Genomic DNA, 12,462 nt, shown 5'->3' with positions numbered 1-12,462 from the left:
TCATGAAATCATGGCGCAAGGAATTGTGGTTCAACGTGCCCACGCGGCGGGCGTTCATCAACATCACCCCGCAGGTGGACGCGGAACTGGCGGAAAGCGGCATCCGCGAGGGGTTGTGCCTGGTCAACGCCATGCACATCACGGCCAGCGTGTTCATCAACGACGACGAAAGCGGCCTGCACCACGACTACGAGCAGTGGCTGGAACGGCTGGCCCCGCACGAGCCGGTGCGCCAGTACCGCCACAACGTGGGCGAGGACAACGCCGACGCGCACATGAAGCGCCAGATCATGGGCCGCGAGGTGGTGGTGGCCGTGACCGAAGGCAAGCTGGACCTCGGCCCGTGGGAGCAGGTGTTCTACGGGGAGTTCGACGGCGGGCGCCGCAAGCGGGTGCTGGTGAAGATCATCGGGGAATGACCCCGGCGGACGGCGTCAGGGCAGGGTGGCCCAGTAGTAGCCAAGCCCCACCAGCGCGATGGACGCGGCGCGCAGGGCCTGGTTGACCACGATGAGTTCCACCGCCAGCGCGGGCTTGAAGTATCCGGAGTAGGACGGGAACTGGTGGCGGAAGGCGCGCATGGGCGTGGACAGCACGTTGCCCGCCAGCAGGGCCAGCACGATCTCGCGCTCGGTCAACGCTCCGCCGCCCAGCACCGCCCCGGCGGCGGACACCGCCGCGCCGAATTCCGCCGCCAGGTGCAGCAGCACGATGCCCAGCGCTTCCGGCCGCAGGAAGGACAGGGCGTCCATGTGCCGGGCCATCCAGGCTTCGGCCAGGTGGAACCAGCCCGCCTGCTGCATGAAGTACACGGCCGCGTATGTGGGCACGGTGAAGAAGACCACCCGCGGCATGCGCTTGCGAAAGCGCAGCCACGCCGTGCGCAGACCGGCCCGCCAGCCTCCGGATTCATGCCCGTCCAGATGGCAGGCCACGCAGCCTTCGGGCAGCGGGGGCAGCAGCACCCGCCCGCAGGCGACCGTGAGCGCGGTGCGCAGGAAGGCGGCCAGCAGCGTCAGCCCCACGTAGACCACGGCGGGAAAGCCCAGCACCGGCCAGGTGATGAAGAACAGCGTGGGCAGGTGCACGAAGTAGCTGGGCAGGCTGTTGAACAGGTTGGCGAAGCGCAGTTCGCGCCTGGACAGTTCGCCCTTTTCGTAGCTTTCGGCCAGCAGCGAGTTGGACGCCACGGACGAGAAGAACGCCAGCGAGAACGACGCCCCGGCCACGTCGCGCAGGTGCCCCAGGCGCACCAGCGGCGCGGCCAGCCGGGCCACCCCGCGCGTCCAGTGCAGGGCCTCTATGCAGTTGGCCACGAACAGCCCGGCGGACATGGACAGCACCAGACGCAGCAGGGGGCGGCCAAGGCCGTCCCAGAGGTGTCCCATGGTCTGCGCGTCGGTCATGCGGGGCTCCGTGCGGGGGAAGGGGGATGCGCGTCGTGCGCACGGCTGGGGCGCGCCGCGCAACGCCGTGGCGGCGCATGGCCCGAGGCATCAGGTAGTGGCGGGGCAGGGGGGCGTCAAGCGTCCCGGAAACGGGGAGCGGTCGGCCATGGAACGGACGGGGCCGCGGCGGGCAGTCCGGCGGTCCGGCGGTCACACCAGGCAGGACACGCTGTCGAGGTAGGTGGACAGTTCCAGCTGCGTATCGGTGCCGAGGTCGGCGAACTTCAGGCCCAACTGCACCCGGCTGCCGTCCATGGAGATGCTTTTCACCAGGCAGGAAAGGGAGGTCTGGGCCGCGCCCTCGCTGCCGAAGAAGCCGCACTGCAACACCAGCATGTCGTCCACGGCGGTTTCGCGGAAGGGGTCCTCGCGTTGCAGTTCCAGCGAGACCTTGCAGCCGCCCTCGCTGAGGTCCAGCAGGATGCACTTGTGCACGCCATGGCGGCCGTGCACGGCGGCGGGCAGCAGGCAGTTGACCCGGCGGTGCCGGCGCAGGTCCACCTGTTCCATGGAGTCGGGGTACTCCACGAACAGCAGGAAGCCCGGCTTGACGATGTGGTTCAGCACCTGGCTCTTGAAACCGAAGATGGTGCCCCCGGCGATGTAGCGCAGGGTCACCATCTCTCCGTTCAGCAGCCGCGCGCGGATGCCGGGCACCAGCGGCATTTTCAGGATCAGGTATTCGAAGTGCTGCAACCCCACCAGTTCGCTGGACAGGTTTTCCTTGGTGCCCGCCATGTTCAGCAGCATGCGCGTGCCGAGGGGAAGGTCGAGGGCCTGGCCGTTGCGGGTGCGGGTGACCATTGAGCGCTCCGTGGCCCGCTCGGCGGGGCGTCCGGTGGTTGCGTTGCGGGGGTGCATGCGCGTTTCTAGCCGGATTTCCCCAAAAAAAGAATGGGGGATAACCCTACCGGGTTCGCCCCGCCATCGGCAAATGCCATGGCTTTGGCCGGTCCCCCGGTACGGGTCATTCCCGGTATCCCGTGTCTGGGGGCAGCCCGCCCGACGAGGCGCGGGTGCGGGCCAGCACGTCGCACCGTTCGTTCTCCGGGTGGCCGGAATGGCCGCGCACCCAGTGAAAGCGCACCGTGTGCACGTCCAGCAGGGGTTGCAGCCGTTCCCACAGGTCGCGGTTCTTCACCGGCTTCTTGTCGCTGGTCTTCCAGCCGTTGCGACGCCAGCCCGCCAGCCATTTCTTTTCCACCGCGTTGCGCACGTACTGCGAGTCGGTGTGCAGGTCCACGCTGCACGGTTCCTTCAGGATGGAAAGGGCCTCGATGACCGCCAGGATTTCCATGCGGTTGTTGGTGGTCAGGGCGAAGCCCCCCGAAAGCTCGCGCTCCGAGCCGTTGCAGCGCAGCACGGCGGCCCAGCCGCCGGGGCCGGGGTTGCCGAGGCACGAGCCGTCGGTGAAGGCCTGGACGTTCTTCATGGTCATGTGATGGTCCGGTGATGTCGGTTGGGGGTAACTGGATGGCAAAAAATATGGCCGGGCCGGATCATGCCTCGCCCAGCTTGTCCCACAGGTATTTCAGGGTGCGCACCAGCCCTTCGGCCCACTGGCCGGACGCCATGGCGGGGCGCAGCCAGTCGTTTTCCAGGGTCTGGGGCAGGGTTTCGCCGTAGGCCCTGCGCACCAGCGGGGGCAGTTCCACGATGGCCTGCCCCTTTGCCGGGCACAGCCCCACGAAGATGGTGCGGGCGTCCACGGTGGGCAGTTCCGGGGTGTCGCGCCGGATGTGGATGACCAGCTTCAGCCCGTGCACCTCGCGGAAGGCGCCTACCAGTTCGCGCAGGGCCTTTTCCTGCGCGTCGGCCAGCAGGTCCGCCTCGTCCCATACGGCGGAGGAGGCGCGCAGGTCGGCCAGGCGGCGTTCGTTGTTGGCCCAGAAGGCCCACGCCGTCAATGCGAACACGGTCAGCAGCAGCATGGTGCGCAGCAGGAACTGGCCCGGCGTGTCGGCGTGGACCAGCGGCAGGCGCGGCTCGCCGCGCTCGCGCTTGGGAAAGAGGCGGAACATGGATCAGGCTCCTGCGTGCCGGGCTGCCGGTCTGGCGGTGTGGAGGTCCGGCGGTACGGCAGCCGGACGCCGGCTATGCGGTGGCGGCGTCACCGGCCAACGCCTCGGCGATCCAGGCCGTGAGCGGGGTTTCCAGCAGCGCGCGGATTTCGGCCAGGCGTCCGGGCGTTTCCGCCTCGAAGCGCAGCACCAGCACCGGCTGGGTGTTCGAGGCGCGCACCAGGGCCCAGCCGTCGGGCCAGGTGATGCGCGCGCCGTCGATCTCGTTGACGTCGTACAGCGCGCGGAAGTGTTCCTGCGCGCGGCGCACCACGTCGAACTTCACCTCGTCCGGGCAGGCCATGTGCAGTTCCGGCGTGGCGTACGAGGGCGGCCAGCCGGGCAGTTCCGTCAGCGGCACGCCGGACGCGGACAGGATGCGCAGCAGCAGGGCCGCCGCGTAGATGGCGTCGTCGAAGCCGTACCAGCCCTCGTTGAAGAACATGTGCCCGCTCATCTCGCCCGCCAGCGGGGCGTCCACCTCCAGCATGCGGGCCTTCATCACCGAATGGCCGGTGATCCACATGGCGGGCTTGCCGCCGTGGGCCTCGATGTCGCGGAACAGGCGGTGCGAGCACTTCACGTCGGCCATCACCTCGCCCCCCGGCTTGCGGGCCAGCAGGTCGCGCGCGAAGAGCGAGAGCAGTTCGTCGCCGAACAGCAGGCGGCCGTGCGCGTCCACCACGCCCAGCCGGTCGGCGTCGCCGTCCAGGCCGATGCCCAGGTCCGCCCCCTCTGCGGCCACGCGGGCCTTGAGGTCGCGCATGTTGGCCTCCACCACCGGGTCGGGGTGGTGGTTGGGAAAGGCCCCGTCCGGCTCGCAGTACTGCGCGACCACGTCGGCGCCCAGGCGGCGCAGCAGTTCGGCGCAGATCTCGCCGCCCGCGCCGTTGCCGCCGTCCACCACCACCTTCAGGGGGCCGGAGGCGCGCGGGGCAAGCCGCACCCGCTGCGTCACCGCCTCCATGTAGGCGGGCACGATGTCCAGGGAACAACCCACGCCCTTGCCGGAGGCGAAGCGCCCGGCGGCGAGGATTTCATAGATGCGGCGGATTTCGGTGGTGTGGATGGTGGTCTGCCCCGCCCACACCTTGAAGCCGTTGTATTCCGGCGGGTTGTGGCTGGCGGTGATCATGATGCCGCCCTGGCGCTCCAGGTGGCGCACCGCGAAGTACAGCAGGGGGGTGGGCACCATGCCCACGCTGACCACGTCGATGCCGCAGGCGATGAGCCCGGCGGCCAGCGCGTCGTGGTAGGCGGGGGAGCTGTGGCGGCAGTCGTGGCCCACCACGGCGGACGGGATGCCGCGCTCCAGCAGGTAGGTGCCGCAGGCGCGCCCAAGGCGCTCCACCCATTCGGCGTCGAAGTCGGCATCGACGATGCCGCGTATGTCATAGGCCCGGAACGGGCGGTCGGAAATCGGCTTCATGGGTGCTCCGGCAGGCGGGGTGGGGCCGCAAATCGGCGTCATGCCTTGACCGCATTCCACATCTGCCCTATTTTTGAGGCATTATGAACTGGGATTGGGAAAAACTGCAAGAAAAACGGCAGCGGCACTCCGGGTGGCGCGGTGGTTCCGGCGGCTCCGGCGACGGTGACGACGGGGGCTCCGGCGGTTCGGGCGGTTCCGGTGGTTCCGGCGGCCCTGGCGGCCCCGGCGGTTGGGACGACCCCTCCGGACCGGACTTCGAAAAGCTCGGGGAAACCTTCCGCAAATTCCGCGAATACCCCTTCCCCGCCGGGAAGCTGGTGGTCTTGGTGTTCGTCCTGTTGTGGGCGGCATCGGGCATCTACATCGTCGAGCCCGACGAACTGGGGGTGGTGCTGCGCTTCGGCCGCTACGACCGCACCGTGGAATCGGGACCGCACTATCACCTGCCGTTCCCCGTGGAGTCGGTGTACACCCCCAAGGTGACCCAGGTGCAACGGGCCGAGGTGGGCTTCCGCTCGCTGGCGCAGGGCGCGTCGTTCCAGCAGGGGGGCGGGCGCATCGTGCCCGAGGAAGCCGCCATGCTCACGGGCGACGAGAACATCGTCAACGTGCAGTTCAGCATCCAGTACCAGATCAAGGACCCCGTCCAGTATCTGTTCAACGTCACCAACCCCTCCGCCGTGGTGCGCAGCGCGGGCGAAGCCGCCATGCGCGAGGTCATCGGCAACAGCCGCATCGACGCCGCCCTCACCGACGGCAAGCAGCTCATCCAGAACGACACGCTGGCGCTGTTGCAGGATATCCTGGACATCTACCAGGTGGGCGTGCGCGTGCTGGCCGTGCAGATGCAGGACGTGCACCCGCCGAAAGAGGTCATCGACGCCTTCAAGGACGTGGCCAGCGCCCGCGAGGACAAGAGCCGCATCATCAACGAGGCCGAGGCCTACCAGAACGAGATACTTCCCCGCACCCGTGGCCTGGCCGCCGAGGTGGTCAACCAGGCCGAGGCGTACCGGCAGGCCCGAGTGCGCGAGGCCGAGGGCCAGGCCAACCGCTTCCTGGCCGTGCTGAAGGAATACAACAAGGCCAAGGACGTGACCCGCAAGCGCCTGTACCTGGAGGCCATGGAAGAGGTGCTTTCCGCGCCCGGCATGGAGAAGATCGTCATTCCCGGCGAGGCGGGGGCGCGCATGTTGCCCTACCTGCCGCTGGACGGGGCGCGGCCCCGGGGCGACGCGGGCGCGGCCCGCAAGGGGAGCGAATAGCATGGATCGCCGTACCATTACCGTGCTCATCGCCCTTGCGGCGCTGCTGATCATGGGCAGCCAGTGCATGTACACCGTGCACCAGACCCAGAAGGCCATCGTGCTGCAGCTGGGCGAGCCCGTCGGCGGCGTGGTGACGCCCGGCCTGCACTTCAAGCTGCCGTTCGTCCAGAACGTGGTGTACTTCGACGCGCGCATCCTGGACTACGACGCCCGCTCGGCCGAGGCCCTGACCAGCGACAAGAAGGCCATCGTGCTGGACAACTACGCCCGCTGGCGCATCACCGACCCGCTGACCTTCTACCGCACCGTGCGCACCATTCCCGGCGCCCAGGCCCGCCTGGACGACACCGTGTACTCGCAGTTGCGCGTCTTTGTGGGGCGCAACACCCTGACCGAGGTGGTCTCTTCCAAGCGCGCCGAAATCATGGGCGCGGTGACGGCCCGCACCTCTGAACTGCTGCGCGAGTACGGCATGGAGATCATCGACGTGCGCATCAAGCGCACCGACCTGCCCACGGAGAACCAGCGCGCCATCTTCGGCCGCATGCGCGCCGAACGAGAGCGCCAGGCCAAGCAGTACCGCTCGGAAGGCCAGGAGGAATCGACCAAGATCCGCTCCGCCGCCGACCGCGAGCGCACCGTGCTCATGGCCGAGGCCACCCGCAAGTCAGAGGTGCTGCGGGGCGAAGGCGACGCCGACGCCGCGCGCATCTTCTCCGAAGCGCTTACGCAGTCGCCGGAATTCTACGATTTCCAGCGCAGCCTGGACGCCTACCGCAAGGTGTTCCGCGACAACACGCGCATCATCCTCACCCCCAACGATCCGTTCCTGAAACAGTTCCAGGGGCGCTAGTGTAACATTGTTACACTGCCTTTTCACGGGCAGTGTAACAATGTTACGGGCTGTCGCTCCGATACCGGAAAGCGCGTTACGCTATACAGGCTGCTACCACCGGGAATCATGGACCCTATCCAGAGGTGGCACCGTTTTTGTATTGCCAGAATGCGTAACGACCCGGCATGCGGGCGGTAACGAGCGACGCAGCGTTGCCGATGCGGTGCATCCGTTTTCAGGCGAGCACCTGCATCACGGCATTGACGTGTCGCTCGTTCCATGCGAGGCAGCACTCCACGGTGCGCCGCAACCTCCAGGAATGTGAGGCGCACGCCGGGGACCGGTTTCCGCCGCGCCGGGGCGCGGCCGTGGGGCCGTAATTCTTGAATGGGAGAACACCGTGTCCACCTTTGAAGAAGTTTTTGAGCGCATCAAGCTGGCCACCAATACGCGTACCCAAGTGGAACTCGCCGAGGTGCTCGACATCCGACAGTCCAGCATTTCCGACGCCAAGCGCCGCAATTCCGTGCCTTCCGACTGGTACATGAAGCTGTTCGAGAAGTTCGGCCTGAACCCCGACTGGCTCAAGAAGGCCTCCGGACCCATGTACCTGCGCACCGAGCAGGGCTACCAGCCTCTGGACGCCCCCGCCGCCGGCATGGTGCTGGAGGATCCGGCCCGCTACGGCGACCCGGATGCCAAGAGCAGCGTGGTCACCGTGCATTCCATGCACTGCGAGGTCACGGAGCAGGGCGGTGGCCCGCTGAAGGCCATCGGCAAGCTGTCCGTACCGCAGTCGTACTCCGGCCCCACCGTGCAGGTGGTGCGCATGGACGCATCGAGCATGGAACCGCTGGTGCGCAAGGGCGCCTACGTGGGCATCGATACGGTGCAGAAGAATGTGGTTTCCGGAGAACTGTACGGCGTGTACGTTCCTTACGAGGGCGTGGCGCTGAAACGCATCTTTCTCGATGCGGAGAAGGGGCGCTTCGTGCTGCGTTCCGAAAATCCGGCCCACCCCGAACAGTACCTGCCCGTGGACAAGCACGCGGAGCGCATCGTGGGCCGCGTGGCCTGGGTGCTGCAACGGTTCTGATCTCCGTATTCCCTGCGGCAGCGCAAGACCTGCGGGGGGAACACGAACAGGCCATCAGGAAGGGGCCGTGCCGTGAAGGCGGCACGGCCCCTTTTGCGTCGTGGAATGGGGGAAAACCGGTGGGGGCTGGGTGTGTCGCGCATCAGATATCTTGCATTGAATGGTGAAACGCGGCATATGCCGAAGTGAATCCGATCCGTCGCGCTGCCCGCCTCCCCGCATGCGTCACAGGCCCCGCCGCCAATCCCTCAGCACCGCCGGACAGCGCTCCATGACGCAATCGCAGCCCATTCCGGAATCTTCCCGCCCTTCGGTGGTCATCGTCGACGACGAGCAGATCGTGGCGCTGGACATCAGGCGCACCCTGGAACGCCTGGGGTACGCCGTGCCCGCCATGGCCGCCGACGGGGAGGAGGCCGTGCGCGTGGCGGGCGAGTTGCGGCCCGACCTCGTGCTGATGGACATCCGCCTGCGCGGCACCATGGACGGCATAGAGGCGGCGGGGCGCATCTCCACCCAGTACGGGGTGCCGGTGGTGTTCCTGACGGCCTTTTCCGACGCCGCCACCCTGGAGCGGGCCAAGTCCTGCGGGCCGTTCGGCTTTCTGGTGAAGCCCTTCGAGGAGCGCGAACTGCATTCCACCATCGAGGTGGCCCTGCTGAAGCACCGCGCCGTGCGCGAACTGGACGAGGCGCGGCGCGCCGCCGAGAACGCCAGCATCGCCAAAAGCGCCTTTCTCGCGGGCATGAGCCACGAGATCCGCAATTCGCTCAACGGCATTCTGGGCATGACCGACCTTGCGCTGGAATCGGCCGGGGACGAGGAACAGCGCGACCATCTGGTGACGGTGCTGGAATCTGCCGAAACGCTGCTGGCCCTGCTCAACGACGTGCTGGACTTCTCCCGGCTGGAGGCGCGGCAGATCCGCCTGGTGGAGCGCCCCTTCGAGCCCGCCGCCGTGGTGCGCAAGGTGATGCGCTCGGTGCAGTCCGAGGCGGCCCGGCGCGGGCTGGCCCTGTCCTGGCGGGTGGCGCCGGAGATTCCCCCGATGCTGGCGGGCGACCCGGTGCGGCTGACCCAGGTGCTGGCCAACCTTGTGGGCAACGCGGTGAAGTTCACCCATGCGGGGGTGGTCTCGGTGGAAGTGGCTCCGGTGCCCTCGCCGCCAAGCCTGTTCGAATCGCTGTTTCCCCCCGGCGAGCCGGGCGGGGCCACCCTGCTGTTCACCGTGCGCGACACCGGCATCGGCATCGCCGAGGACCGGCTGGAATCCATCTTCGACATGTATGCCCAGGCTTCGGAAGATACCGGGGCCACCTACGGCGGCGCCGGCCTGGGCCTTGCCATCTGTCGCCAACTGGTGGGCATGATGGGCGGCAGCATCTGGGCGCGCAGCACGCCGGGAGCGGGCAGTTCGTTCCATTTCACCTGCCGTCTTCGCCCGGCCCCCGCCGCCCAGGCAGGGGTGGCCCGTGCCGCCACGACCGCCCCCGGCGGGCCGGACTGTCCGCCGACCTGTCCGGCGGCCCCGGCGGGCGGAGCCCCGCGCCCGGCGCGGCCGCACGACCAGCCTTCCGCCCATTCAGCATCCCGGCCCGCACCCCTGTCCGATCTTCAGCCCGGCGAACCGGCCGGCCGTTCGCTGCACGTGCTGGTGGCCGACGACAGCGAGGTGGCCCGCACCATCGCCGCGCGTCTGCTGCAACGGCGCGGACATACCTGCTCCACGGCCCAGGACGGCGTGGAGGCCCTGACCCGCCTGGCGGCGGAACGCTTCGACCTGGTGCTGCTGAACGTGGAGATGCCGCGCATGAACGGCTTCGAAACCCTGCGGCGCATCCGCAATTCCATGCACCCCGGCGTCAGCCCGGCCCTGCCCGTGGTGGCCATGACCGCCCACGCCCTGGCGGGCGACCGCGAGCGCATGCTGGCGGCCGGTATGGACGGGTACGTGGCCAAGCCCATCCAGCCCGCCGCCTTTCACGAGGAAATCGCGCGGGTGGCGCGTCTGGCCGGGCTTGTCCGGCAGGGCTGAGCCCGTCGGCAACGGCCTTGCGCAACGCTGCGTGCGATATCGCACTGCATGCCGCATGGAAAAGACTTTGACGCAGTGTGCGAAAAGGAACACTATGCCGCATCACCATGCGCACATCGGACGATCACGCGGCACAGCCCGTCCCATCCGAGGGGGATGACGCGCCCCTTTCCCCGCACGCGTCCCGTTCCGCATCCGCGCCCGCCGGAGACGGCTTTCCGCCGCTGGCTCCGGGCGGCCCGACGGCTGCGGGCCGGGTGATGCGCCTGCCGCGCCGCCTGCCGCCGCCGGTGGCCGCCCTGCTGGCCCAGATCGCCGATACCCCCGGTGCGCCGCACGCCCCCGCCGATGCGGCAGGCTCCACAGGCCCGTCAGGCTCCACGGGCCAGGCCCCGGCGCACGACGCCCCGCCCGCGGGCGGCTTCGCCTACGCGGCCTCGGTCATCCTGCCCCAGACCGGCTGGCCGGAGGCGGAATTCCTGCCGCGCCTGGTGGGCGAACTTTCCACCCCCGGCAACCTTTCCGTGCTCGAGCGCGAGATGCATCGCCGGACGGCCGCGGCGCCCACTCCCTATTCCCTGTCCCTGCGCGGCGAAACCGGCACCTCGGTGGAACTGCTGGTCACCCCTCGCCCCCTGCGCGGCGCCGCGCGGGCGGCGTCCGGAAAGGACGGGGCGGAGCCGGTGCTGTGCGCCAGCCTGACGGCCACCCCCCTGTCCAGCCTGTCCAGCGAGGGACCCGCCCCGGCCTGGACCGAACGCACCCGGCTGCTCAACCTGCTGGACCGGCTGCCCGCCTACGTGGTGCTGCTGGGGCCGGACTATTCCATCCGCTACGAGAACCGGGGCTTTCGCCAACTGTTCGGCCCCGGCGTGGGCCGCCCCTGCTACGAGGTGATCCGGGGCCAGAACAGGCCCTGCGCGCTGTGCCCTCCCTTCGACGTGTTCGATTCGCGCACCCTGTGCGTGTACGACTGGGCCTGCCCGGAACGCCGTTCCGCCTTCCGCATCTATTCCTACCCCTTCGAGGACGTGGACGGTTCGCCCCTGGTGCTCAAGCTGGGCATCGACATTACTTCCGGGGTGCGGGCGCAGGAAGCCCTGTCCATCAGCGAGGGGCGCTACCGTTCCATTACCGACAACCTCACCCTGGGCATCGCCGTGCTGGACCGGGCGCTGGGCATCACCGCGTCCAACCCGCGCCTGCGCGAATGGTTCGGCGATGCGGCGGCGTCCGGCGGCCTGCTGTGCCACATGCTGGCCGAGCACTGCGGCGAGGACAACGCCCGCTGCCCCGGCTGCGCCTGCCTGGCCACCTTCCGCGACGGCCAGACCCACGAATGGCGGCTGGAGGCCACGGCCCGCTCCGGCGGGCGGCGATCGTACCGCCTGACCTCGTGCCCCATCCTGGCCGGGGACGGCGGGGTGGATTCGGTCATCGTCATGCTGGAGGACGAGACCGACCGCCTGCGCGTGGAGGAACGGCTGCAACGCGCCCGCAAGCTGGAGGCCATGGGCACCCTGGCCACGGGCATCGCCCACGAGATCAACCAGCCCCTTTCGGCCCTGCAACTGTACGCGGGCAGCCTGGAAATGCTGGCGGAAAAGGACCGCGCCCCGGACCGCGAAACCCTGCTGGCCCGTCTTTCGCTCATCCTTGGCGAAGCGGCGCGCATCCGCGACATCATCGACCACATGCGGGCGCTGGTGGCCCACGGCGACGCGGCCCTGACGCCCACCCAGGTCGAGGCGGCGGTGGACCGGGCCCTGGGCCTGGTGGGGGCGCAACTGCGGGCCCACCGGGTGACCGTGGAGCGCGTGCTGCCGCCGGACCTGCCCGCCGTGCGCGCCAACCCGGTGCAACTGGAACAGGTGGTCATCAACCTGGTGGTCAACGCCATGCACGCGCTGGACGCCAAGGAATGGGCAGACAGCCCGGACCGGCGCATCCGCATCGAGGCCTCGTCGCCGGGCCGCGTGCTGCTGACCGTGTCCGACAACGGTCCGGGCTTGCAGGGCCTGGAGGGCCGGGTCTTCGATCCTTTCTTCACCACCAAGGATCCGCACAAGGGGCTGGGGCTGGGCCTCGCCATCGTGCACAGCTTCGTGGAATCGTGGGGCGGCGAGATTTCCGTGTCTGGCGGCGAGCCGCCCATGACCGGAGCCGCCTTCACCCTGGCCCTGCGCCGGGCCGAGCCGCCGGGGGGCGGCGAGGGGCCGGAGGGGGCCGCAGGGGGCGGATAGACCGCCTTGCGGCATGAACAGCGCATCGCCGGGGGGCTGCGCGCC

Annotated in this window: 11 protein-coding genes; 6 read left to right on the top strand and 5 right to left on the bottom strand. The window is 68.9% G+C overall.

Going from position 1 to position 12,462, the window contains the following annotated elements:
• Window positions 1-2 precede the first annotated feature (2 nt).
• Window positions 3-419 (top strand): secondary thiamine-phosphate synthase enzyme YjbQ, encoded by a 417-nt coding sequence (locus ACR4XJ_RS01915; protein ID WP_434753618.1) that lies wholly within the window; start codon window positions 3-5, stop codon window positions 417-419.
• A gap of 15 nt (window positions 420-434) precedes the next feature.
• On the opposite strand, the gene ACR4XJ_RS01910 is transcribed toward ACR4XJ_RS01915, so the two are convergent.
• From ACR4XJ_RS01910 to ACR4XJ_RS01890, 5 genes are all read right to left on the bottom strand, one after another.
• Window positions 435-1,406, bottom strand: coding sequence for a hypothetical protein (locus ACR4XJ_RS01910; protein WP_434753617.1), 972 nt, complete (start codon window positions 1,404-1,406; stop codon window positions 435-437).
• A gap of 192 nt (window positions 1,407-1,598) precedes the next feature.
• Window positions 1,599-2,252, bottom strand: coding sequence for a flagellar brake domain-containing protein (locus tag ACR4XJ_RS01905; protein WP_434753616.1), 654 nt, complete (start codon window positions 2,250-2,252; stop codon window positions 1,599-1,601).
• A 163-nt stretch (window positions 2,253-2,415) separates the two neighbouring features.
• Window positions 2,416-2,886, bottom strand: coding sequence for a ribonuclease HI (gene rnhA, locus ACR4XJ_RS01900; RefSeq protein WP_434753615.1), 471 nt, complete (start codon window positions 2,884-2,886; stop codon window positions 2,416-2,418).
• Window positions 2,887-2,947: 61 nt separating this feature from the next.
• Window positions 2,948-3,469, bottom strand: coding sequence for a TPM domain-containing protein (locus tag ACR4XJ_RS01895; RefSeq protein WP_434753614.1), 522 nt, complete (start codon window positions 3,467-3,469; stop codon window positions 2,948-2,950).
• Between the two features lie 73 nt (window positions 3,470-3,542).
• Window positions 3,543-4,937, bottom strand: a complete 1,395-nt coding sequence (locus ACR4XJ_RS01890) for a phosphomannomutase/phosphoglucomutase (protein WP_434753613.1) — start codon at window positions 4,935-4,937, stop codon at window positions 3,543-3,545.
• Window positions 4,938-5,020: 83 nt separating this feature from the next.
• Between ACR4XJ_RS01890 and hflK the strand changes: the two genes are divergently transcribed.
• The 5 genes from hflK (at window position 5,021) to ACR4XJ_RS01865 (ending at window position 12,417) form a co-directional block, all read left to right on the top strand.
• Window positions 5,021-6,205, top strand: coding sequence for an FtsH protease activity modulator HflK (gene hflK / locus ACR4XJ_RS01885; protein WP_434753612.1), 1,185 nt, complete (start codon window positions 5,021-5,023; stop codon window positions 6,203-6,205).
• A 1-nt stretch (window position 6,206) separates the two neighbouring features.
• Window positions 6,207-7,061, top strand: a complete 855-nt coding sequence (gene hflC / locus ACR4XJ_RS01880; RefSeq protein WP_434753611.1) for a protease modulator HflC — start codon at window positions 6,207-6,209, stop codon at window positions 7,059-7,061.
• 382 nt (window positions 7,062-7,443) lie between these two features.
• On the top strand, window positions 7,444-8,139 hold the full coding sequence (locus ACR4XJ_RS01875; RefSeq protein ID WP_333505804.1) for a LexA family transcriptional regulator: 696 nt from the start codon (window positions 7,444-7,446) through the stop codon (window positions 8,137-8,139).
• 271 nt (window positions 8,140-8,410) lie between these two features.
• Window positions 8,411-10,174 (top strand): response regulator, encoded by a 1,764-nt coding sequence (locus tag ACR4XJ_RS01870; RefSeq protein ID WP_434753610.1) that lies wholly within the window; start codon window positions 8,411-8,413, stop codon window positions 10,172-10,174.
• A 260-nt stretch (window positions 10,175-10,434) separates the two neighbouring features.
• On the top strand, window positions 10,435-12,417 hold the full coding sequence (locus ACR4XJ_RS01865) for an ATP-binding protein (protein ID WP_434753609.1): 1,983 nt from the start codon (window positions 10,435-10,437) through the stop codon (window positions 12,415-12,417).
• Window positions 12,418-12,462 lie beyond the last annotated feature (45 nt).

Origin of the sequence: Nitratidesulfovibrio sp. D1, from assembly GCF_051133415.1 — a bacterium.
Lineage (GTDB): Bacteria > Desulfobacterota > Desulfovibrionia > Desulfovibrionales > Desulfovibrionaceae > Cupidesulfovibrio.
Note: the sequence above shows the minus strand (reverse complement) of the source record. Positions and strands in the feature narration are given on the sequence as shown.

Bases quoted from the DNA above. Each gene is read 5' to 3' on its own strand.
- ACR4XJ_RS01915 (WP_434753618.1), top strand. From the start codon at position 3: ATGAAATCATGGCGCAAGGAATTGTGGTTCAACGTGCCCACGCGGCGG.
- ACR4XJ_RS01910 (WP_434753617.1), bottom strand. From the start codon at position 1,406: ATGACCGACGCGCAGACCATGGGACACCTCTGGGACGGCCTTGGCCGC.
- ACR4XJ_RS01905 (WP_434753616.1), bottom strand. From the start codon at position 2,252: ATGGTCACCCGCACCCGCAACGGCCAGGCCCTCGACCTTCCCCTCGGC.
- rnhA (WP_434753615.1), bottom strand. From the start codon at position 2,886: ATGACCATGAAGAACGTCCAGGCCTTCACCGACGGCTCGTGCCTCGGC.
- ACR4XJ_RS01895 (WP_434753614.1), bottom strand. From the start codon at position 3,469: ATGTTCCGCCTCTTTCCCAAGCGCGAGCGCGGCGAGCCGCGCCTGCCG.
- ACR4XJ_RS01890 (WP_434753613.1), bottom strand. From the start codon at position 4,937: ATGAAGCCGATTTCCGACCGCCCGTTCCGGGCCTATGACATACGCGGC.
- hflK (WP_434753612.1), top strand. From the start codon at position 5,021: ATGAACTGGGATTGGGAAAAACTGCAAGAAAAACGGCAGCGGCACTCC.
- hflC (WP_434753611.1), top strand. From the start codon at position 6,207: ATGGATCGCCGTACCATTACCGTGCTCATCGCCCTTGCGGCGCTGCTG.
- ACR4XJ_RS01870 (WP_434753610.1), top strand. From the start codon at position 8,411: ATGACGCAATCGCAGCCCATTCCGGAATCTTCCCGCCCTTCGGTGGTC.
- ACR4XJ_RS01865 (WP_434753609.1), top strand. From the start codon at position 10,435: ATGCGCCTGCCGCGCCGCCTGCCGCCGCCGGTGGCCGCCCTGCTGGCC.